The following is a 20,458-nucleotide window of genomic DNA, read 5'->3' as shown; positions in this document are numbered from 1 at the left end:
TTATGGGTTATTCGTTTAGAATTTCCGTTTCGGAAACCTTGAAGGATATTTGCTGTTATCGCGGTTTCGGTGGAATCCTTGCTGCTGGTCAAACCTGCGGGGCTGCCTACTGCGCAAAGGCGCTTCCTCGGTCAGCACGATCGGAGCAGTACTTGGCTCCTTTGTCAGCAGCTTCAGTGCAGCGGATAACAAAGTGATGGAATCGTTGTCCTCCAACAGTTCCTCCGCCATTTCCTTGTAGCGTAAAATATCTTCGTCCTCGGCCGCTTTAAGAATTTTATCCATGGTCAGGCGCTGCTGACCGACAAGTACGTCGTTAAAGGTCGGCAGAGGCTTGCGCGTAATTCTTCTTTTGGCGACCTGCTCAATCAGTCTTAAATGGCCGATCTCTCTTGGAGTAACAAATGTAATCGCCTGTCCGCCTTTGCCGGCCCTGCCAGTACGTCCGATTCTGTGGACATAACTTTCTGGATCCTGGGGAACGTCAAAATTGTAGACGTGCGTCACGCCGCTAATATCGAGACCTCTGGCCGCAACGTCCGTAGCAACCAGAATCTCCGTTAAACCTTCTTTAAAATGACGCATTACCATATCGCGCCTGGCCTGGGTCAGGTCGCCGTGGATTCCCTCCGCGGAATAACCTCTTTTGCTTAAAGCCTCAAACAGCTCATCGACCCGCCGCTTTGTCCGTCCAAAGACAATGGCCAGATCGGGAGACTGAATATCCAACAGGCGGCAGAGTACATCAAACTTTTGTTTTTCCTGGACTTCCACGTAACACTGTTCGATTTGAGGAACTATGATCTCTTTGGTTTTCATGCTGATATATTCCGGATTCTGCATAAAGCGCTGGGCCAGATCCAGAATCGATTTTGGCATCGTTGCAGAGAAAAGCAGCGTCTGCCTTTGTTCGGGAACTTCCTTCAGAATGTTTTCAATATCTTCCACGAAACCCATACTGAGCATTTCGTCTGCTTCATCAAGCACGACCGTTTCAACCTGTTGAAGACGGATGGTTCTTCTTCTCATATGGTCCATCAGCCGTCCGGGAGTCCCCACAATAATCTGCGGCCGGTTCCGCAGAGACCGGATCTGCCGGTCAATATCCTGTCCGCCGTAAATTGGCAGGGACCGGACATCTTTAAACTGACCAATACGGTTCAGTTCTTCAGCTACCTGGATAGCTAGTTCCCGGGTTGGTGTGACCACAAGGGCTTTGATACTTTCTCTGTCAGGATTCATACGCTCAATCATCGGAATTCCGAAAGCGGCTGTCTTGCCAGTTCCGGTCTGAGCCTGCCCGATAATATCCTTGCCTTCCAGCACAAGCGGAATCGTTCTCTCCTGAATCGGTGTGGTCTCTTCAAAGCCCATTTCAGAAATAGCTTTGGTCAGTACACTACTAAGGCCTATTTCAAAGAAATTTGACATGTAAATGGTTCTCCTTTTTTATCGTGTTTACTATTTTATTATGACAAAAACTGCTTCATATCATTTATTCATTTTTATAAATAATAAATGAAAAAGCAATCGTTATAATATCTAATCAAATCTATCTAAACATTTTAACACATAACTGAAAAACAGGGAAGTTAAATACAACTGTTGAAAGAAATAGGAAACAGAATTACAGAAAAATAGAAGTATAAAAGAATAGAGAACTGCCTTCTTTCATTACTCTATCTATAATTACGTTCACAAATTTCCTTTATTGAAGATCCACGCGAGCAGCAAATACTTTTTGGCCTCCCACAAACTTCAAGATGGCAGCACTTTTCTCAGGATTATGGGTTGCAGGATTCACGGTGATTGTACCGGTGATTCCTTGAAAATCTGTCAGGTTCTCGAGGGCTTCCCTGATCTTTTCCGTATCCATGCTGTTCGCCTGCTCAATGGCTGTGATGATCATGTTCGCAGCGTCGTAACCAAGTGCGGCAAACATATCAGCATCCTGACCGTATTCCTTTTTGTAAGCAGCTGCAAAGTCTGCCAGGACTGGATCATCCAAAGCGACCTGATCTACATAATAAGCGTTGTTCAGCGCGGTTTTGCCGGCAATATCGCTAATCGGCCCTGTTCCCCAGCCATCACCGCCGAGGAAGACCGTGTCAAGTCCCATTTCACGGGCCTGCTTTATGATGGCCCCGGCTTGATTGGCCCATCCGGGGACAAAGATCACATCAGGGTCTTGAGCTTTAATTTCTGCAAGCATGACCCGGAAATCTGTATCCTGGCCGAAAGTGTATTCTTCGGAAGCGACAATTTGTTTGCCTGCTTTTTCAAAAGTATCCTGAAAACCTACTGCCAGACTCTTGGCATAGGTGCCGTTCTGATCAATAATCAGCGCGGCTTTGGACACATTCAGTGTGTTCAGCACATAGGATGCAGCGATTTCCCCTTGGAAAGTGTTGATAAAGCAGCTCCGGAACACCCATTTGTTCAGCCCTTCATCGCCGACGGTAATGCTTTCGTCTGTGCTGGTCGGCGTAATCAGCAGTACATTGTTGGCGGACGCAACAGGGATTGCTGCAAGCGTATTCGCATTCGTCATCGAACCGATGATCGCGATGACTTTATCCTGTGTAACCAGTTTGGTGGTCGCTGCGGTTGATTCGGCAGCATTGGACTGATTGTCGGCACTGATGTATTCAATTTGACGTTTAAGTACGCCTCCATTTTCATTCGCTTCTTTGATTGCCAGCTTCGCCCCGTTTTCACCCATGATTCCAAACTCGGCAATTTCTCCGGTTAATTCAAAATTGCCGCCGATTTTTATTTTTGCTGTTTTTGGAGCATTGCAGCCGGATACAAGCATCAGACATAGTCCTGTAATCAAGGTGGCAGAACAGATTTGTTTAAATTTCATATCTTCTGATCCTCCTACGTTTCCAACCATTTTAATCGTATAGTTTATTGAGGAAAGTGTCAATAAGAGAATCAGTTTAACAATGAAGTTGCTTTTTACGATGTTCCTCAGCGCACAAGCAAAATTTAAGCTATTACTTTGTCGAGCAGGTTTTTTGTTTTTTCCATTGTCCAACCAGCAAAACTCCGGCAGTAATCAAAGCAATCTAAAAAGAGACTTTAACCAAAGTTAAAGTCTCGCTAACAACTAAGTTGCCTCTGGACCGGGACATCATCTGTCCGTAATGACGGTCTTGAGTATATTTTGATTGTCTCTTAGCTGTTTCAGATAAGCCTGGGCTTCATTTTCTGTCAAGAATACTTCAACCCGGTCGTCCCCGATTTCAGCATCATCCCAGGTAAGAAATCTATCCTGCGAGAGTTTGGTGATATTCCAGCAAGTATCAGCATCGTTGTCCTTAAAGACAGTTGTTGTACTTGCAAGCATATGGCCATAATCCTCGAAGCCAAATGTTCTTGCAAAGGTGTCCTTCGTCATCACAACACTCCTTCAGGTATCGTTTAAATCAACAACTTCATTCGCTAAATTTTTTTAAAACCTCATAATCTTTTATTTTAATCGCTGTACTGTGGAAATCGATCATTCCTTCGTCTCTCATTTTGCAGAGTTCACGGGAAAGGGAAGGGCGGGAGACGTTAATGAAATCGGCCAAATCATTCCGGTTGAGGTTTAATTGAAAGGTATGATTGCCGGTCTTCTTGTACTCATCGAGTAAATAGGTGCTGACCTTGCCCCGGAGACTCTTGATTGAAAGGTACTCTACCTTTTTATTGAGCATTAATGCCCTGTTCGATAAGACCTTCAGCATATTCATGATCAATTTCTTATGGCTGATGCATACTTTCTCACAGCAGCCGACAATTTTGTCCTGTGGAAAAAACATCACCGTACAGCTTGATTGGGCGATGACTGTGACCGGCCAGGACTTTGTACCGGAATAGGCGGCCATTTCTCCGAACATTTCTCCGGGGCCAAGAATACTGATTAAAACCCTGTTCCCGGAAACCGTTTCTTTGGTGGAGGAAACATTCCCGCTCAAAACTACACCAATTTTGGAGAGCGTTTCCCCAGCTAAGGTCAGGCATTCATTCTTTTTATAATCATGAATTTTTATATTCATACAATGAAGAATACCAAGAATTTCGCTGGGTTCAATCTTGTCAAACAGCGCACAGCTGCTCAACGGCTTTAGCCATTTTTCATACATGTCCCACACACCTCTGAATCGATATCCTGTAGCGCATCTTTCATTTTTGTCAGGATTTCTGTGACCATACCGGCGGATTCTTTGCTTTGGGCTGCCGGTTTGCGCATTTTTTTATACAAGAATTATAACCTTTTTGGCGGTGTATTTCCAGTGATTTACCTTACTCCAGATATTCTCCCCGTGGAGTTTGGATAACCCGCTGGATTTTTTCCTCGTACCCACTGACCGCATTGATATAGATCATGAATTCCTCCCCGCCTTTTTTTACTCGGAATTCATAACAGAAAGCTTCGGGCCAGCCGGGAAGGGATATGACGACCAGCCTGTACTCCTGGATGGAGACGTCAGAACGAAGACGAGATTTGGCCTGATCCATCGTGATTTCAGGCAGAAGCGTGCGTTTATGGTGAAACAGCCAGTACGATGTTGCATCATAACCTATTATTCTGCCGTTGTCTTTGGCAACAATCAGCCGGATTTTATCAGGATAGATTCGAATGCCTTGTTCTTCAACGACTGCGTCCAGCTGTATCGTTCCGCCAAAATCATTGACTGAAGTCTGAACAAGATTCTTCCATCCAAGATTTTGTAAAGTTTTCAAGGCCCGAGATGCTGTATTGTCTGCATCAAATCGCTGCAGACCAAGCGCTCTTTCATCCCGGAAGTACGTGATCACACCGCCTTTTTTAGCCACGTCGACCGTAGTGCTGCTAAATTTGAAAACATAAACGCTGAAAGTACCGTTGGAGATGCCGGAAGACTGCGGATCAACGTTCGTATAGCCAAGGGTCTGCAAAAAATCAGTGGCTGCAGCTTTTGCTTCCGTCTCTGTTACGGTCTTTTCAGGCAGACCAAGCGGTTCCGACACAAAATGCGTATCCGCCTGACCCTCATAAGAATATGGGGGGTATTTCTGCAGGCTGGAATCAAGCTGCTCAAGACCAGAGCTGACTGAGTCAGGGACTGTAGCAGCACCTTCTTCTCCAATGGCTGAGGCAGGAGCAGCATTGGAAAAATTAGTTGAAGCACTCCGCTTATTTTTACTGAGCCAGGAAATATTTTCTGTACTAAGACTGACGTTGAGTTCTTGAACGGTCCGGTTAACAGAAATAAGCCTTTCCTGCATATTGGTCAGCGTTTTTTCCTGAGAAGCATTCATCTGCTCACCTTTGGCAATCTGCTGCGTCATCAGATGGGCATATTCGCCGATTTGATTCAGAAACTGATCGACATAATTTAACCCGTATTCATCTGACGGCAGCAGAGAGAGATCCTTCACGGCCGTTCCACTCTGCTGCCAGGATTGGCTTAAATACAATACCTGCTGGGTCGGGGTCCCTGCAGCCCTGCTTTTGGCCAGAGTGGTTTCCAAACCGTCAAGGTGAGTCACCAGGTCGGCAAAAGATCTTTGATATTGGTTTTCGGCAGCGAGGTCCAAACTTTCAGCTCTTTGGAATTGATTCACCCCCCAGATCAGAGAGAGCGCGAGCCCCGCAGCTAAAGCCCACGGCCAAAATCTTTTCTTCATAGTTTTTCCTCCTAACGACAAAAGATGTGTTTGCCAATTTGAATAATTTGAGGTCGTGACCAGATATAATTGTTGCTTGTCTTGGCAGGGTTAAAAAAGAATAATGCTCCGTAGGCAGGGTCTGTTCCGTGTAACGCTTCATATACTGCGTTATAGGCCGAAGGAACAGGCTCATTCCAAATGGACCCATCTGCTACTGGAGAAAAAGCACCGGGTTGGTAAATAACATCTGGAATCGTATTTGGAAATGAGGAACTTTGGATACGGTTTAACACAACAGAGGCAACGGCAATTTGTCCGCGATAGGGCTCTCCTTTAGCTTCGGCACTGACCAGACGGGCTAAAAGATTAATATCCGAATTCTTATATCCAATCGCTGTGCCGCCGACTGTCACACTTTCCCCTGTCAAGCGTTTGAGCTCACGTATGGTTCTGGTTCCGGCTATACCATCTGCGCCTAGTCCGTGTTCTTTTTGAAACAAACGGACCCTGGCCTCGGTTTGACGTCCATAGATTCCGTCAATTGAACCGATCACATATCCCAGCATAGACAGCCTTTTTTGGAGTTCCGCTACCTCCGGCCCGCGGGATCCGCGTGAAAGATTGCGGTCTCCCAAGGCAGCATTGCTCAAGGAGGATGCACACAGCATGAGGGTCATCACTACAACAAGAATTCTTTTATACGTTGGATGGGGAGATAATGACATACAACCACCTCATGATTCTTTTTTTCCATAGTCTGGCTTAAGATACCGAATATTATCCGCTTTCCCATATTTTGAAGTCATATGTTATAATACAATCGTATAACTATATTTTGTCGGATACCTGTGAGGGAGTATGGGCATGGATATCAAGCCGATCAAGAGCAGGAGAACTACAGAGATTATTCTTGAGCAGATCAAAAACTTTATGATTCAGGGTCAGCTGAATCCGGGTGATAAGCTACCGACAGAAAGTATTCTTGCCGAAAAGTTTGAAGTAAGCAGAACTTCGGTCAGGGAGGCATTATCAGCGCTGAGCCTGACAGGGATTCTCGATATCCGGCAGGGAGAAGGAATTTTTGTCAAACGTTCTCCATCCAATGCAGTGATTGAACCTCTAAGTTTTATTTTTTTGCTGGAAAATGATTTCGAAAAAATTATTGATATCTGTATTGCTCTGGAGACCCAAGCCGTTGATCTTGTTGCCCGAAACAGGGATAACAGCGATATTGCCGCCATGCACATATTGTTTGAAAAGATGAAACAGGATCTGCCGGAAGGCAAAAATGTCCAGAAGGATGATGTCTCTTTTCATCTCGCTTTAGCCGGGATGTGCAAAAACCCGCTTCTGGAACGAATGATCAATACCGCTCTGGATATATCCGGTCAGGTTTTACGATCGACGTATCAGCAGTGGGTGCGGACCTATTATTTTGAAAACAGACAGATGCTTTATCAGGAACATCTGGAGATCTTTCAGGCTGTGGAGAATAAGGATAACGAATCAGCTAACCGGCTGATGAATGCCCATCTTTCCAAAGCCCAACAGGAACTGAAAAGATTTGAAAGAATTAGGGATATCCTGGAGTATTAGTATGCCTGGTATACATCTATTTCCTGATTGTAGTGCTGCTGTTTTACAAGCTGGATAAAGAGTATCCGTAAATCGTTCAGGATTTATGGACCGCCGCGCAGCTAAGAGAGTGCAGGAATAACCGCGAAAATTCAGTGAATATTTTAGCTGAAAGCCTCTTGTTTTCAAGAAAACCTGCGGTTATAATGAAAAAAATTGACAAAGGAGGCGCTTTGAATGCAAAAGTACGAATGTACAGTATGTGGTTATGTTTATGATCCGGCTGAAGGAGATCCGGATGGTGGGATTGCTCCCGGTACAGCTTTTGAAGATCTGCCCGATAGTTGGGTTTGTCCTTTGTGTGGGGCCGGGAAAGACGAATTCGAAGTTGCTGTTGAATAGAAGAATTGCGATTATTTTTTCACTTTGATTTTAAATAAAGATTGACCAGAGAGGATGTTATTCGGCATCCTCTTTTCATTTGAAAAACCATGACAGAATTGGAAAAAAACTGATATAATAGCATCAGGTATAGTTGTCTGGTCTATTGGCAACTTATTTTTCCTTTCCGGAAGTGTGGGGGTGAACGATGGATGACAAGCATACTTGTCGTTGATGATGATCACAATATCTGCCAGCTGTTGGAACTTTATCTTTTGAATGAGGGATACCAGCTTTATATGGTTCATGATGGAAGCAGTGCGCTCGATGTCCTGCGAACAGAAAAAACAGATTTAGTGATTCTCGATATCATGCTGCCGGTCATTAACGGGTGGGAAGTCTGTAAAATGATCAGGCAGATCAGCTCTGTTCCGATCATTATGCTGACTGCCTGTGATTTGATGGAAGATAAGATTCAGGGGTTTGAACTTGGTGTCGATGATTATATTGTGAAGCCTTTTGAACCGAGGGAACTAGTGGCCAGGGTCAAAGCCAGACTAAAAAACGTTCAAGGATATGAAACGAAGGATAGAGCAGATCAACAAGCTGAAACCAATGTTCTGAATATCGGAAATATCCAGGTGGATATGAACCGTTATGAGGCCAGACTGGAAGGCGAAAAAATAGAACTGAAGCCGAAAGAGATCCAGCTGCTGTATTTCCTTCTCAAGAACAGAAATATGGTTTTTACCAGAGATCAGCTGCTGGAAAAAGTATGGGGATACTCATATGAAGGAGATACCCGGACTGTTGATGTTCATATCAACAAACTGAGAGAAAAACTGGAGGGTGTTTATTCTAACTGCCGGATCAGTACCGTCTGGGGAGTAGGATACAAGCTGGAGATTGATGGTTAAGAAAACAATTTTCTCAAAACTGTTTTTTACCTATCTGATCTTGATCATTGCGGTGATGGCTGTCATTGCCGTTCTTCTCTCCTATGCGTTTAACAACTATGTATTCGGGGAAAAGCAGCAAGAAATGCGTGCTGCGGCAGCCGAAACGGTTCTGCTGCTTGGGAAGTATGAACAGGCCGAAATAACCTATTCGGAACTAAATGATTCGCTGGATATCCTGGGTTCGATGACGGGTTCACGGATTTATGCAATCCGGCTGAATCCGGAGGTTCTTGCGAATAAGAATCTGGTACTGGATAAGAAACTGCTGGATGCGTACCTGTTTGAAGATTTAAAAAGCATCCTGCAGGGCAAGGAAGTTTCCCGGAAAAAGCAATACTCGGACAGGTTTGCCGCAGATGTAGCCTTTTTAGGGGTCCCCTACGGCCAGGGCAATATGATTGAAGGAGCTATTTTGTTTTTTGCTCCGCTTGACGAAATCTACGCTTATATTCAAAAGATCAATATGATCATATGGTGTTCTGCGCTGGCGGCAGTTATCTTAAGCGGTATCATGATTTATCTGGCAGCCCTTAAAATTACCAGGCCGTTGAAAATCATGGAAGAGGGAGCGATACAGCTGGCCGCCGGAGAGCAGATCAATGATTTGGCAGTTCATTCAGGTGATGAGCTGGAAAAGATGGCAAAAGCCTTCAATAATATGAAAAACCAAATCAGTACGGCCGAAAATATGCGGCGGGATTTTATGGCAAGTGTGTCTCATGATCTGAGAACTCCGCTGACATCGATCAACGGTTTTGTCCAGGGAATGCTGGATGGATTGGTAAAACCTCAGGACTATCCAAAGTATTTGAATATTATTAAAACGGAAACAAACCGTTTAATGGGGCTGACAGGTGAAATCCTGGAATCAGCGAAAATTCAGTCGGGGGAGATTACACTCACCAGGAAGTATTTCCTGGTCGGGAATACCCTGGAGGAGATTCTGGAAAGCACAGGGATGAGGGAAAATCCTAAAAACATAGAGCTGATGATGGATTGTCCGGACGGACTGGAAATCTATGCAGATCAGCATCGTTTTAAACAGATCCTGATCAATATCCTGGATAATGCGTTGAAATATACCGGAAAGAACGGAAAAATCAAACTGACTGTAACGCCGGAAGACGGCGGGATCAAATTGAGCGTTCAGGACAACGGGAAGGGAATCGCACCACAGGATCTGCCATTTATTTTTGAGAGATTCTACCGGGCAGATAAATCCCGGCAGGAGGTGGAAGGCGGAACCGGTCTTGGTCTTAACATCACCAAGATGCTGGTTGAGCAGCACGGCGGCAGAATTAGCGCTTCCAGCACCTATGGGCAGGGAACGGAGATTGTGATTTTTTTCCCTGGATAATACCTAGAATTTTAAAAAGTACGGTCATAATTTTACGTATTATTTACAACTCATCTGTTTTGCTTTGATATTTTTTCTTTATAGTAAGGCTGTAGACCGATGGTCTGCCTGCCTGAAGTATCAGGAGGGTAGTGATGAAAGGTAGAGTGTTCTTAACGGCATTCCTAATTCTTTCCTTTTTTGTCACGCTGAGCGGCTGCTCGGGCCAAACGGATCAATCGAAGAATTCCGAAGTGCCGCGAAACGGTGTTCAGACTGAAGACCAGCAATCCGCGAACAAAGGCGATCAGGTGCAAAGTGATGGAGTAGAAATCGATGGAGCAGAAACCGGCGGAGCAGGAATCGATGGAGCGGGGACAGACGGAACGGAAACAGACAAGAAAGAAAACAAGGAATCCGATAATCAAGAAATTTCGGTGGTTGCAAAATCAGGCACACGGTCGGCAGATGAAGAAAAAGAAGCTGTATTGGACGAGATTTCCAGAGAGCTTGATGAAATCATCAACACTGTGAATGCGATGGATGATATTGAGGAAAATGACCTGAAATAGCATTGTGGGGAGGAAGCAATATGAAAAGAATAAAAGTCTTGGTACTGGCTGTTATGAGTGTTTGCTTAATCCTTAACAGTGCATTGGTTTTGGCCAAGACAGACAAAACAACGGATGGCACATCAAGTAAACAGAGTTCCCAAAGCAACAAGCAGGCGAATACTGAAGCTAAGGGTGTTACTGTCCAGCAATGGCAGAAGGAACTCAAGCCTTTATTTGATGAAATCCGTGCCAATAAAACAGAGACGATCCATTTGCGCAATCAATTAACTCAGCTTCGCGATAATGCAGTTGCCAAGATTGATGATCTTAGACAACAGAATGAGAATTTGACCGATGAACAGATGGATGCCCTGCTTGCTCCGCTGAAGGACTTTTTGCAGACGCTCAAGGAAGATAAAGCTGAGATAGGAGGCCAGCTGGGCGACGTTCAGCAGCAAGTCGTTGATCTCAGAAAGACAAAAAAAGAACTGGATATTGCTCAGGCCAAAATAACGCTGCATAATATTATTATGGCACAAGAACAAAGAATTACGACGCTGAAAGCGACGATTGAAGATTTAGAGGATTTTCTGGATTAGACATTCTCCAGTAATTGTCTGATGAAAGATCAAAAATGAGATTAACCATAAGCCTCTGAGATACTGCTAATAGTAACGCACTATTGGCAGTATTTTTTTGTAATTCTTGCAAAATTGATTGGTTTGCATTTCTGTGCATTTTTCGCTGGAAAGTATCAATAATATAGATCATAAAGCTTAGTACTGAGTTAACGAGGCACTGGGTCATCAATTTAATAATGGATCACAAATATGGATCAAGCTTAAGCTAAAAAGGAGGTCTTTTGATGCCAATGAAAACGGCCACGATGGATGGCAATGAAGCTGCAGCGCTGGCGTCCTACGCCCTGACTGAAGTTGCCGCCATCTTTCCGATCACTCCGTCATCTCCAATGGCCGAAGGTATTGATGAATGGTCGGCGCACGGCAAAAAGAATATTTTCGGTCAGCCTGTAAAAGTGGTGGAAATGGAATCTGAAGCTGGTGCTGCGGGAGCCGTTCACGGATCACTCGCTTCAGGAGCGCTGACCACTACTTACACCGCTTCTCAGGGGCTGCTTCTGATGATTCCGAATATGTACAAGCTTGCCGGGGAACTGCTGCCGGCCGTGTTTCATGTAAGTGCCAGAGCACTGGCAACCCATGCGCTGTCCATCTTCGGCGACCATCAGGATGTCATGGCCTGCAGGCAGACAGGTTTTGCGCTGTTGGCATCAACTAACGTCCAGGAAGCACATGATTTGGGATATGTCGCTCATCTAAGTGCAATCCAATCCAGAATTCCGTTTCTTCATTTCTTTGACGGATTTCGTACATCGCATGAGTATCAAAAAATCAGCTTAATTGAACAGGAAGAGATCCGAGAAATTGTAGACCATCAGGCGCTTCAGGATTTCAGGGATCATTCCTTATGTCCTGAACACCCCGTTGTAAAAGGATCAACGCAGAATCCGGATGTCTACTTTCAGTTCAGGGAGGTTTCCAATCCGTTTTATGAGAAGGTCCCGGATATTGTAGAAGGCTATCTGCGGGAAATAGAAAGAATTTCAGGACGGGTCTATCACCCTTTTAATTATTACGGAGTACCGGATGCTGAAAATGTCATTGTGGCAATGGGGTCAGTCTGTGACACGGTTGAAGAGACGATTGACGTTCTGCAGAAGAGAGGGGAAAAGGTCGGGATGGTGATCGTTCATCTTTACCGGCCATTCTCGGCAAAATATTTCTTTAATGTATTACCCGCTTCCGTCAAAAAAATTGCGGTTTTGGACCGTACCAAGGAGCCGGGAGCATTAGGCGAACCGCTCTACCTCGATATTCTAGAATTATTCAGGCACACCTCGGATGGGACTCCGGAACAAATAGCCTATCAGCCGGTTATCGTGGGGGGGAGGTATGGGCTAGGATCCAAAGACACAACGCCTTCTCAGATCCTGGCGATATACCAGAATCTGAAACAGGACAAACCAAAAAATCATTTTACCATCGGGATTGTGGATGATGTCTCCGGTACTTCTTTACCGGAGGGCGAATGGCTGGATACAACCCCGGAAGGGACCATCAATTGCAAGTTCTGGGGGCTTGGTTCCGATGGGACTGTCGGGGCAAACAAATCGGCGGTAAAGATTATAGGGGACAATACCGACCTTAACGCCCAGGCCTATTTTTCCTATGACAGCAAAAAATCAGGAGGGACAACGGTTTCCCACCTCAGATTCGGCAGAAGTCCGATTAAGTCCCGCTATTTGGTCTTCAGCGCGGATTACATTGCCTGCCATAATCAATCGTTCATTTACCATTATGATCTCCTGAAAGGAATCAAAAAAAATGGCACTTTTGTTTTGAATTGCCCGTGGAAGAGCCTTGATGAACTTGAAGAGCATCTTCCGGCATACCTGAAGAAAACGATCTTTCAAAACAACATCCATTTCTATGTCATAGACGCAATTGATATTGCTTCGCAGATTGGCCTGGGCGGACGGATCAATATGGTGATGCAGGCCGCATTCTTTAAGCTGGCGAATGTCATACCGATTGAAGATGCCGTCCGGTATCTGAAAAATTCGATTGAAAAAACCTACGGCCGGAAAGGGCAGAAGATCGTTGAAATGAACAAAGCCGCCGTAGATCAAGGCATCAGCCGGCTTATCCGTATTGAGGCGCCTGCTTCCTGGGAGAGTGCCCAGGATCAAAAAACGGAGCTCAAAGAAGAACCCGAATTTATCAAGAAAATTCAGCGGCCGATTGCGCGCTCTGAGGGAGATGAGCTTCCTGTCAGTACCTTTTTGGGGATGGAGGACGGGAGTACGCCTCTCGGGACAACAGCCTATGAAAAACGCGGTATTGCAGTCCAGATTCCAGAATGGCAGATAGACAAATGTATTCAGTGTAATCAGTGCGCCTATATTTGTCCGCATGCGACGGTCAGACCCTTTTTATTGGATGATCAGGAAAAAGCCCAGGCACCGGAGACATTTATAACGAAGGAAGCTGCCGGAAAAGGACTGGAGGGCCTGCATTACCGTATACAGATTGCCCCTCTGGACTGTACAGGCTGTATGAACTGTGCCGACATTTGTCCTGCTCCGGGAAAAGCATTAATCATGAAACCAGCCGAACACGAAATCGAAATGGAAGCGGAAAACTGGGAATATGCGTTATCCATCCGGCCCAAGGAAGACCGTATGGACCGCAATACCTTAAAAGGAAGCCAGTTTATCCGTCCGCTGCTGGAGTTTAACGGTGCCTGCCCGGGCTGCGGGGAAACGCCGTATGTCAAACTGCTGACGCAGCTCTTCGGGGAACGTATGATGATCGCGAATGCGACAGGCTGTTCCTCAATTTGGGGAGGAAGTTACCCTTCCATCCCGTATACGACCAATGCCGAGGGCAGAGGACCGGCCTGGGCCAACTCACTTTTTGAAAATAACGCGGAGTACGGATACGGCATGTACCTCGGCGCTTTGCAGATCAGAGAAAGAATTTCTGCCCTGATGCAGGAAGCCCTGGCGATGGAGCTGTCCGAAGAAATCAAGACAGCTTTCAGAGAATGGCTCGATGCGTACCAGGACGGGGAAAGGTCGCTGACCGCTTCCGCCAAAGTGCTTCAGGTATTGAACGGCAACGCTGCCTTGGGTCTTCCTGTCATCCGTGAAATACTGAAGAGAAAGGACTATCTCGTCAAACGCTCAGTTTGGGCAATCGGCGGGGACGGCTGGGCGTATGATATCGGCTATAATGGTGTCGATCATGTCCTGGCCAGCGGGGACGATGTCAACCTGTTTGTAATGGATACGGAGGTCTATTCCAATACAGGCGGGCAGTCCTCCAAAGCGACCCCGACAGCCGCGATTGCCAAGTTTGCCGCCGCAGGCAAAAAGATCCGGAAAAAGGACCTTGGCATGATGGCGATATCCTATGGCTATGTTTACGTCGCCCAGATTGCAATGGGAGCGAATATGATGCAGACGATCAAAGCGATTACAGAGGCTGAAAGATATCACGGACCGTCCCTGATCATTGCCTATTCCACCTGCTTCAATCATGGTCTTAAGAACGGGATGGGGATGAGCCTGGCCCAGCAAAAAAAAGCAGTAGAGGCAGGATACTGGCATCTTTACAGGTACAATCCGGATCTTAAGCAGCAGGGTAAAAATCCGTTTATCCTAGATTCCAAAGAACCCAAAGGAAACTTTAAAGAATTCCTGGAAAGCGAGATCCGTTATGCTTCTTTGAAAAACGTTTTCCCTGAGATTGCCGAAGACATGTTTAGCTTGGCGGAACAACATGCTGCTGAACGTTATGAGAGCTACAGGAAGATGGCAACCTCCCAATCCTAATCTACAATTATTCGGCTATAGAATTATATGGGGCTGTTACAGACGAATTTACTTTCATTCGTTCTGCAACGGCCCCTTCGATTATTGAAAGAAGATGACCTCCTGTCTATGAAACAACGGTCATTTCAACAGCGGATTTTTCCCTTTGCTTTTTCGTTGCTCTGATGCTCAGCAGTAGATTTACTGCAAAAATTACAACTGTGATGCCTCCCAATATAGACAGATTCTCATACAGAAAGCTGTAGTTGACACCGGATATTACTTCTTTAAGTGCATTGATTGCGTATGTCATTGGTAAATATGGATATGCGATATCAAAGAATTGTGGTACAAGCTCCAGTGGGAAGGTTCCTCCGCAAGCGGTAAGCTGAAGGATCAGTAAAAAAAGTGCCAAAAACTTGCCAACATCCTTGAGGTTCGCGATCAAAAAATCCACAATGGCGGTGAAGCATAAAGCAATCAGAATGCACACGACATAAAACATGAAAACATTCTTCACCACCAGATGCAATCCGTGCTGTAAAACAAGAGCTAATGCCACCGCTTGAACTGCAGCTACCAGTGAGAATCCAATAAACCTTGGATCCGCAGGCAGATATCTTGAAAGACGGCGTTCAAAATTGATTTCCGGATCAAGGTAAATAACAATTAGCATGAGGATTGATCCGATCCATAATGACAACGAAATAAAATACGGTGAAAATGCTGTTCCATAATTCGGCACTGGATCAATGCTCAGCTGATTAAGCGCAACAGGTGTTGCTGCGTAGGTATCGAGTCCAGAAAGATTCGCCGTTTTGTCATTTGCTGTTGTGATTGAATCCGCAACCGCAGTCTTTGCCTCGTTGATGCCATCATTCAAGGTCTGACTACCGTTTAGAAGCCGCTGTTCGCCATCCGGAAACTTAGCCGCACTGGCGTTCAGTTCACTGCTTCCTTGGGCAGCTGCCGCTATATCCATGGCAGCCGTCTGGATACCAGAATTTAGTTGTGGATACACAGCTGCCAATTCTGCGGAACCTTCCGCCAACTGTCCTACACCACCAGATAGCTGATTTAAGCCGGTCCCTAACTGATTTGCCCCGCTTGCCAATTGCGTTGCACCATTCATGAGTTCTTTTGACTTGCTATCGATTAATGCGATGCCGTCATTCAATTGTTTACTTCCTGCCTGCAGCTGTTGGGAACGGCTGACTAAAGTGGCGGTGTTCACCTAAATCCTCAGGAATCGTTTTCATTTCGGTCGTCATTTCACTGACGATTTCTTTGGTCGCCTTTTGTGAAACCTTATCTTTAAATTCGAGCATGACTCTGTTCAGAACCTGGACAGCAAGGAAATTTCTTTTCTCTTCCGGTTGATAGATGATGATGCCCTCATTCTTATCTGATTTATCTGCCGAAGCTATTTTTTATGAGAAATCGGCCGGTATCGAAACTTCAGCATAATATTCTCTGTTTTGTATTCCTGTCTTTGCTTCTGCGTCCGTAGTCAAAACCCATTTGATGTTTTCATCGGATTTTAGTTCTTCAGTGATCTCATTTCCTAAATTTCTTGACTTACCATTGATAACTGCGCCCTGGTCCTGATTGACAAAAGCCACAGGAAGCTTCTCTAATTTGCTGTACGGATCCCAGAACGCTGAAAGAAAAAATACACTGTATATGAGGGGAAGAATGATTACAGCTGCAATAACTGCTCGTTTTCTCCAACGTTTTTTCTCTAATGCCATGACATTTCCTCCAAACTGCTATTTATAACTAATTAGCTACTGCAGCTCCTATTGTTTTTTCAAAGATTTTCTGATAATTTGATCCCAGTTAACCAATACCCTTTGATTTCTTCTACGGTGGCTTCGTAAGAGATCTTCTGATTGGATAATAGGATGCGAAGACTTGCTGCCGCTGTCATGCCAAATATGGAGACAGCCAGAAGTTCCGGGCCCAAAGGCCTGATTTCCTTCTTTTCTATTCCTTCCTGAATAATTTTTTCAATGAATTGCAAATATTCTCTTAAACTTTCACGCAGCAGGAGTTGCCTGTCTTGTCTTCCCCAAACTTCGCTTAAAAGTACTTTTGCAAACTCAGGATGTTCAAAGGAAAGCTTTGTTTGAACCTCAATTAACTTTTCTAACTGTTGGATTGCTCCTTCTACATTTTCGGCTGATTCTTTAACTGTTGCGACAAATTGGTCGATAGTCCAGCGAATCATACTGACAAATAATTCTTCTTTGCTTTTGTGCCGGTAAAATAATGTCCCTTTGGCAACTTTTGCCTGAGAGGCAATGTCTTCCATTGTCGTTCGTTCAAACCCATTGACAGCGAATAATTGAAGTGCAGCCTGAAATATTGCTTTATCTTTTTGGTTTGTCATCCCTTTCTCCTTTACACTTTATACTGACTAGTCAGTATAAATACTATGTTTTAAGGATTTATTTGTCAAGAGAAAAAGTTTATCATTCACAAGAAGAAAGCATTTTTCTACATTAAAGTAATTAACAATAGGAAAGGAGCTGCTGCATGCGAATGATTACTATTCGTTTTGCAACAGCCCCTTGACCCAAATTGTTTATTTTTCGTTAGAGTCCACATATTCTTTGGCATTGCGAACTTCAAGTTCTCCGGGAATGCCTACATTTGATACAGGCTTCTTTGTTTCAAAGCGGCTGTCCCAGGCAGCGGTAGTATGTTTCTCAACAGGGTTCGCCATAAAAGTTTCCTTCTTTTTATTATTGGCCACTTTTCTATTCCTCCGCTACGCTTTATCCGGGGACCGTCTTCTATCTTCAGCCATCCCGCCAATCGCCTGCGGACTGGCAAAAGCAATCGAGCCTGCCGGCATCGGATGAGTGTTGTTCAGGTGACCCCAAGCAAGCGAGTTATTGGTTGTCAATACTTCTTTGACTTTGCGTCTGTCTTTCGCCATCGCGTGATTCACCTCACCAAGAATTATTCGCTGCCTGTAGTTTTTGATATTTTTTAGAAAAAAATACACAGTCATCAATGGAAAATGATGACTGTGTATTGGCTGTGCATTTTCAAAAGTCGTTATTTTACCCGCATTTGGAATAGCCGCAGTGGATGCAGACCATGCAGCCGCCTTCGTGATTCACGGGCATTCCGCATTCAGGGCAGGCATTGTCGATCGCGACGGCGGCCTGAGCTTTTTTAATTACGGCTTTTTCAGTTTTCTTCAAATCATCCGAAAGGACAGGTTCTTCCGTTTTATTGCGATTGATAATCGCAGAATTACCGTTTACGCCGATATCCTTATACTTTTTGATTACCCGCGAGATTGCATCCGGGCACGAGGTGACATTGACACCTTCTCTTCGGATGCAGGCGGGGCAGCGGATTCCACGGATCTGCTCTATGATAGCATCAACAGAGATACCTGAACGCATCGCGATCGAGATTAGGCGGGAGGTTGCTTCCGATTGGGAAGAACAGCCACCGGCTCTTCCCGTATTGGTAAACACTTCACAGATACTGGTTTCATCGGCGTTTACGCTAACATAGAGATTACCGCAACCAATTTTAATCTTTTCAGTGACGCCGACAGTCACCGGCGGGCGGGGCCTCGGCTTGATGGTAGGCATCGGTGCAGAAGCGGTTGCTTCAGATTCAGTGGTGGTCTCGAGCTTTGCAGTCGTCTCAGGTTCAGCTGTGGCTTTGAAATCAGCCGCCGGATTGGCAGTTTCTTTCGTTCCGGCAGACAGCACCTGCTGTTCACGGCTGCCGTCCCGATAGACCGTAATTCCTTTGCAGCCAAGCTCAAAGGCTAAACGAAACGCTTCGGCAACATCTTCGCAGGTAGCTGTATTTGCAAAATTAATAGTTTTGGAAACCGCATTATCCGTATATTTTTGAAAAGCAGCCTGAATTCGGATATGCCATTCAGGAGAGATCTCCTGCGCGGTAACAAAGACCTTCTGTACCCATTCCGGGACTTCCGGCAAACCGAAGACGTTACCTCGTTCGGCAATTTTGGACATAAGCTCCTTTGAGTAAAAGCCATACTTATGCGCATAATCTTCAAAAAGCGGGTTGACCTCAATCAGTGCCGTACCGTCCATGACCGTTTTAGTATAGGCCACGGCAAAGAGCGGCTCCACGCCGCTGGAAGCACCGCAGATCATCGATATCGTCCCTGTCGGGGCAACTGTAGTCAGTGTAGCATTGCGTAATTCGATCTTGCCGTCATAAATGGAACCCTGATAATTAGGAAAGGTACCGCGTTCCTTGGCCAGTCGCTGGGACTCTATACGGGATTCGGTACGGATGAATTCCATAATCTTTTCGGCGAAGGCTGTACTTTCTTCGGAAATATAGGATGTCTGCAGAAGAATCATCAAATCTGCAAAACCCATAACACCCAGGCCAATTTTCCGGTTTCCTTTGACCATTTCTTCGATTACGGGAAGAGGATATTGGTTGATATCAATCACATCATCAAGAAAACGGGTCGCGAGCCTTGTGACATAGCCTAAACGCTCCCAGTCAATTACGGTCTTTCCGTCCTTTTCCGCCGCCATAAGCTTTAAATTAATGGAGCCAAGATTGCATGCTTCATTGGGGAGTAAGGGTTGTTCGCCACAGGGGTTGGTAGCCTCAATCACGCCAATATGCGGCGTCGGATTATCGCGGTTCATCCGGTCAATAAAGATCATGCCTGGTTCACCGTTCCGCCAAGCGTGGTCAACAATTTTAGCGAAGACTTGTTTGGCGGGGAGCTTACCTGCCGACTTTCCAGAATGAGGGTCAATCAGGTCATATTCCGTGTCATTTTCCACAGCTTTCATAAATGATTCCGTTACAGCAACCGAAACATTGAAGTTGTTAATATCTCGGTTATCTTCTTTGCAGCTGATAAATTCCAGAATATCCGGGTGGTCGATCCGAAGAATGCCCATGTTGGCGCCGCGTCTTGTTCCTCCTTGTTTGACAGCCTCCGTAGCGGCATTAAAGACTTTCATAAACGAAACCGGACCGGAAGCAACCCCTCCAGTGGAACGCACCATGCTGTTCTTCTGGCGCAGCCGGGAAAAGTTAAAGCCTGTTCCGCCGCCTGACTTATGTATAATTGCTGCATGTTTCAGTGCATCAAATATATCCTCCATACTGTCCCCGACCGGCAAAACAAAGCAGGCACTTAACTGTCCAAGGTCACGCCCGGCATTCATCAGTGTCGGCGAATTCGGCATAAACTCCAAATTAGCCATGACCGTGTAAAATTCTTTGGTCAAATCTTCAATTTCCTGCGGATTCTTACCATACTTTTCTTCAGCGCCGGCAATGACCGAAGCAACCCGGTAAAACATCACTTCCGGCGTCTCGCATTTTTGGTCATTTTCCTGCTTCAAATATCTCCGTTCCAGGACAACTCTGGCATTCGGCGAAAGATTGGCTTTGGGCCACTTTTTCCAAACTTCCGTATTGTTACGCAACGTTTATACCTCCAAAATTCATTCGGACTGTAAATCCGGTTAGTAAACTACAAGTAGTACTATATAAAGTTTACAGATACTATATCTGGTAGTCAAGGGGTCAAATGGAAAAATTAATCATAAAAAATAAATAGGCTCTCAAAACAAAA

Annotated in this window: 21 protein-coding genes; 7 read left to right on the top strand and 14 right to left on the bottom strand. The window is 45.3% G+C overall.

Annotated features, from left to right (window positions below; translation table 11 throughout):
- Nucleotides 1–15: 15 nt before the first annotated feature.
- From cshA to sleB, 7 genes are all read right to left on the bottom strand, one after another.
- Nucleotides 16–1,431 (bottom strand): degradosome RNA helicase CshA, encoded by a 1,416-nt coding sequence (gene cshA, locus DEHRE_RS12865; RefSeq protein ID WP_019224648.1) that lies wholly within the window; start codon nt 1,429–1,431, stop codon nt 16–18.
- A gap of 277 nt (nt 1,432–1,708) precedes the next feature.
- The gene (locus DEHRE_RS12860) at nt 1,709–2,866 is read right to left on the bottom strand and encodes an ABC transporter substrate-binding protein (RefSeq protein WP_025206193.1); all 1,158 of its coding nucleotides are present in this window, start codon (nt 2,864–2,866) and stop codon (nt 1,709–1,711) included.
- 270 nt (nt 2,867–3,136) lie between these two features.
- Nucleotides 3,137–3,403 (bottom strand): hypothetical protein, encoded by a 267-nt coding sequence (locus DEHRE_RS12855; protein WP_019224650.1) that lies wholly within the window; start codon nt 3,401–3,403, stop codon nt 3,137–3,139.
- Between the two features lie 37 nt (nt 3,404–3,440).
- The gene (locus DEHRE_RS12850; RefSeq protein ID WP_019224651.1) at nt 3,441–4,133 is read right to left on the bottom strand and encodes a Crp/Fnr family transcriptional regulator; all 693 of its coding nucleotides are present in this window, start codon (nt 4,131–4,133) and stop codon (nt 3,441–3,443) included.
- Nucleotides 4,115–4,252, bottom strand: coding sequence for a hypothetical protein (locus tag DEHRE_RS15060; RefSeq protein WP_015044780.1), 138 nt, complete (start codon nt 4,250–4,252; stop codon nt 4,115–4,117). Before DEHRE_RS15060 ends, DEHRE_RS12850 begins: the two co-directional genes overlap by 19 nt.
- Before the next feature lie 41 nt (nt 4,253–4,293).
- Complete coding sequence (locus DEHRE_RS12845; RefSeq protein ID WP_019224652.1) at nt 4,294–5,661, bottom strand: PepSY1/2 domain-containing protein; 1,368 nt, start codon at nt 5,659–5,661, stop codon at nt 4,294–4,296.
- Between the two features lie 11 nt (nt 5,662–5,672).
- Nucleotides 5,673–6,368, bottom strand: coding sequence for a spore cortex-lytic enzyme (gene sleB, locus DEHRE_RS12840; protein ID WP_019224653.1), 696 nt, complete (start codon nt 6,366–6,368; stop codon nt 5,673–5,675).
- Nucleotides 6,369–6,507: 139 nt separating this feature from the next.
- Between sleB and DEHRE_RS12835 the strand changes: the two genes are divergently transcribed.
- The 7 genes from DEHRE_RS12835 to nifJ all read left to right on the top strand — a co-directional run bounded on the left by DEHRE_RS12835 (nt 6,508) and on the right by nifJ (nt 14,865).
- Entirely contained in the window at nt 6,508–7,239 is a 732-nt protein-coding gene (locus DEHRE_RS12835) for a FadR/GntR family transcriptional regulator (protein ID WP_019224654.1), read from the top strand.
- Nucleotides 7,240–7,455: 216 nt separating this feature from the next.
- Nucleotides 7,456–7,620, top strand: coding sequence for a rubredoxin (gene rd, locus DEHRE_RS12830; protein ID WP_019224655.1), 165 nt, complete (start codon nt 7,456–7,458; stop codon nt 7,618–7,620).
- Nucleotides 7,621–7,811: 191 nt separating this feature from the next.
- Nucleotides 7,812–8,516 (top strand): response regulator transcription factor, encoded by a 705-nt coding sequence (locus DEHRE_RS12825; protein WP_019224656.1) that lies wholly within the window; start codon nt 7,812–7,814, stop codon nt 8,514–8,516.
- A complete protein-coding gene (locus DEHRE_RS12820; protein WP_019224657.1) occupies nt 8,509–9,915 on the top strand; it encodes a sensor histidine kinase in 1,407 nt (468 codons plus the stop codon). Before DEHRE_RS12825 ends, DEHRE_RS12820 begins: the two co-directional genes overlap by 8 nt.
- A 134-nt stretch (nt 9,916–10,049) precedes the next feature.
- Nucleotides 10,050–10,466, top strand: coding sequence for a hypothetical protein (locus DEHRE_RS12815; RefSeq protein WP_019224658.1), 417 nt, complete (start codon nt 10,050–10,052; stop codon nt 10,464–10,466).
- Nucleotides 10,467–10,486: 20 nt separating this feature from the next.
- Complete coding sequence (locus DEHRE_RS12810; protein WP_019224659.1) at nt 10,487–11,047, top strand: hypothetical protein; 561 nt, start codon at nt 10,487–10,489, stop codon at nt 11,045–11,047.
- Between the two features lie 266 nt (nt 11,048–11,313).
- Complete coding sequence (gene nifJ, locus DEHRE_RS12805) at nt 11,314–14,865, top strand: pyruvate:ferredoxin (flavodoxin) oxidoreductase (RefSeq protein WP_019224660.1); 3,552 nt, start codon at nt 11,314–11,316, stop codon at nt 14,863–14,865.
- Between the two features lie 106 nt (nt 14,866–14,971).
- Here the strand turns inward: nifJ and DEHRE_RS15415 are convergent, their stop codons facing one another.
- The 7 genes from DEHRE_RS15415 to DEHRE_RS12790 all read right to left on the bottom strand — a co-directional run bounded on the left by DEHRE_RS15415 (nt 14,972) and on the right by DEHRE_RS12790 (nt 20,309).
- The gene (locus DEHRE_RS15415; protein ID WP_242836968.1) at nt 14,972–16,021 is read right to left on the bottom strand and encodes a YhgE/Pip family protein; all 1,050 of its coding nucleotides are present in this window, start codon (nt 16,019–16,021) and stop codon (nt 14,972–14,974) included.
- A gap of 4 nt (nt 16,022–16,025) precedes the next feature.
- Nucleotides 16,026–16,172: a hypothetical protein gene (locus DEHRE_RS15410; protein WP_019224661.1), complete on the bottom strand. Its 147-nt coding sequence runs from the start codon at nt 16,170–16,172 to the stop codon at nt 16,026–16,028.
- 102 nt (nt 16,173–16,274) lie between these two features.
- Entirely contained in the window at nt 16,275–16,595 is a 321-nt protein-coding gene (locus tag DEHRE_RS15405; RefSeq protein WP_242836967.1) for a YhgE/Pip domain-containing protein, read from the bottom strand.
- Nucleotides 16,596–16,654: 59 nt separating this feature from the next.
- Entirely contained in the window at nt 16,655–17,236 is a 582-nt protein-coding gene (locus DEHRE_RS12795) for a TetR/AcrR family transcriptional regulator (protein ID WP_019224662.1), read from the bottom strand.
- Nucleotides 17,237–17,431: 195 nt separating this feature from the next.
- Nucleotides 17,432–17,602: a CDIF630_02480 family spore surface protein gene (locus DEHRE_RS14525; protein WP_015044768.1), complete on the bottom strand. Its 171-nt coding sequence runs from the start codon at nt 17,600–17,602 to the stop codon at nt 17,432–17,434.
- A 15-nt stretch (nt 17,603–17,617) separates the two neighbouring features.
- Nucleotides 17,618–17,788 carry a hypothetical protein gene (locus DEHRE_RS15055; protein ID WP_019224663.1) on the bottom strand — a complete coding sequence of 57 codons (171 nt, stop codon included), beginning with the start codon at nt 17,786–17,788 and terminating at the stop codon, nt 17,618–17,620.
- A gap of 127 nt (nt 17,789–17,915) precedes the next feature.
- The gene (locus DEHRE_RS12790; protein WP_019224664.1) at nt 17,916–20,309 is read right to left on the bottom strand and encodes a vitamin B12-dependent ribonucleotide reductase; all 2,394 of its coding nucleotides are present in this window, start codon (nt 20,307–20,309) and stop codon (nt 17,916–17,918) included.
- Nucleotides 20,310–20,458: the final 149 nt, after the last annotated feature.

This window comes from Dehalobacter restrictus DSM 9455 (genome assembly GCF_000512895.1).
GTDB classification, from domain to species: Bacteria; Bacillota; Desulfitobacteriia; order Desulfitobacteriales; family Syntrophobotulaceae; genus Dehalobacter; species Dehalobacter restrictus.
The sequence above is the reverse complement of the archived record's forward strand: the minus strand, read 5'-3'. Positions and strand labels throughout refer to the sequence as shown.

Coding starts and splice junctions, on each gene's coding strand:
- DEHRE_RS12860 (WP_025206193.1), bottom strand. CDS start 2,866: ATGAAATTTAAACAAATCTGTTCTGCCACCTTGATTACAGGACTATGT.
- DEHRE_RS15055 (WP_019224663.1), bottom strand. CDS start 17,788: ATGGCGAAAGACAGACGCAAAGTCAAAGAAGTATTGACAACCAATAAC.
- DEHRE_RS12855 (WP_019224650.1), bottom strand. CDS start 3,403: ATGACGAAGGACACCTTTGCAAGAACATTTGGCTTCGAGGATTATGGC.
- DEHRE_RS12835 (WP_019224654.1), top strand. CDS start 6,508: ATGGATATCAAGCCGATCAAGAGCAGGAGAACTACAGAGATTATTCTT.
- cshA (WP_019224648.1), bottom strand. CDS start 1,431: ATGTCAAATTTCTTTGAAATAGGCCTTAGTAGTGTACTGACCAAAGCT.
- rd (WP_019224655.1), top strand. CDS start 7,456: ATGCAAAAGTACGAATGTACAGTATGTGGTTATGTTTATGATCCGGCT.
- DEHRE_RS12810 (WP_019224659.1), top strand. CDS start 10,487: ATGAAAAGAATAAAAGTCTTGGTACTGGCTGTTATGAGTGTTTGCTTA.
- nifJ (WP_019224660.1), top strand. CDS start 11,314: ATGCCAATGAAAACGGCCACGATGGATGGCAATGAAGCTGCAGCGCTG.
- DEHRE_RS15405 (WP_242836967.1), bottom strand. CDS start 16,595: ATGGCATTAGAGAAAAAACGTTGGAGAAAACGAGCAGTTATTGCAGCT.
- DEHRE_RS12850 (WP_019224651.1), bottom strand. CDS start 4,133: ATGTATGAAAAATGGCTAAAGCCGTTGAGCAGCTGTGCGCTGTTTGAC.
- DEHRE_RS12795 (WP_019224662.1), bottom strand. CDS start 17,236: ATGACAAACCAAAAAGATAAAGCAATATTTCAGGCTGCACTTCAATTA.
- DEHRE_RS12845 (WP_019224652.1), bottom strand. CDS start 5,661: ATGAAGAAAAGATTTTGGCCGTGGGCTTTAGCTGCGGGGCTCGCGCTC.
- DEHRE_RS12825 (WP_019224656.1), top strand. CDS start 7,812: ATGACAAGCATACTTGTCGTTGATGATGATCACAATATCTGCCAGCTG.
- DEHRE_RS12820 (WP_019224657.1), top strand. CDS start 8,509: ATGGTTAAGAAAACAATTTTCTCAAAACTGTTTTTTACCTATCTGATC.
- sleB (WP_019224653.1), bottom strand. CDS start 6,368: ATGTCATTATCTCCCCATCCAACGTATAAAAGAATTCTTGTTGTAGTG.
- DEHRE_RS15410 (WP_019224661.1), bottom strand. CDS start 16,172: ATGCTCGAATTTAAAGATAAGGTTTCACAAAAGGCGACCAAAGAAATC.
- DEHRE_RS12815 (WP_019224658.1), top strand. CDS start 10,050: ATGAAAGGTAGAGTGTTCTTAACGGCATTCCTAATTCTTTCCTTTTTT.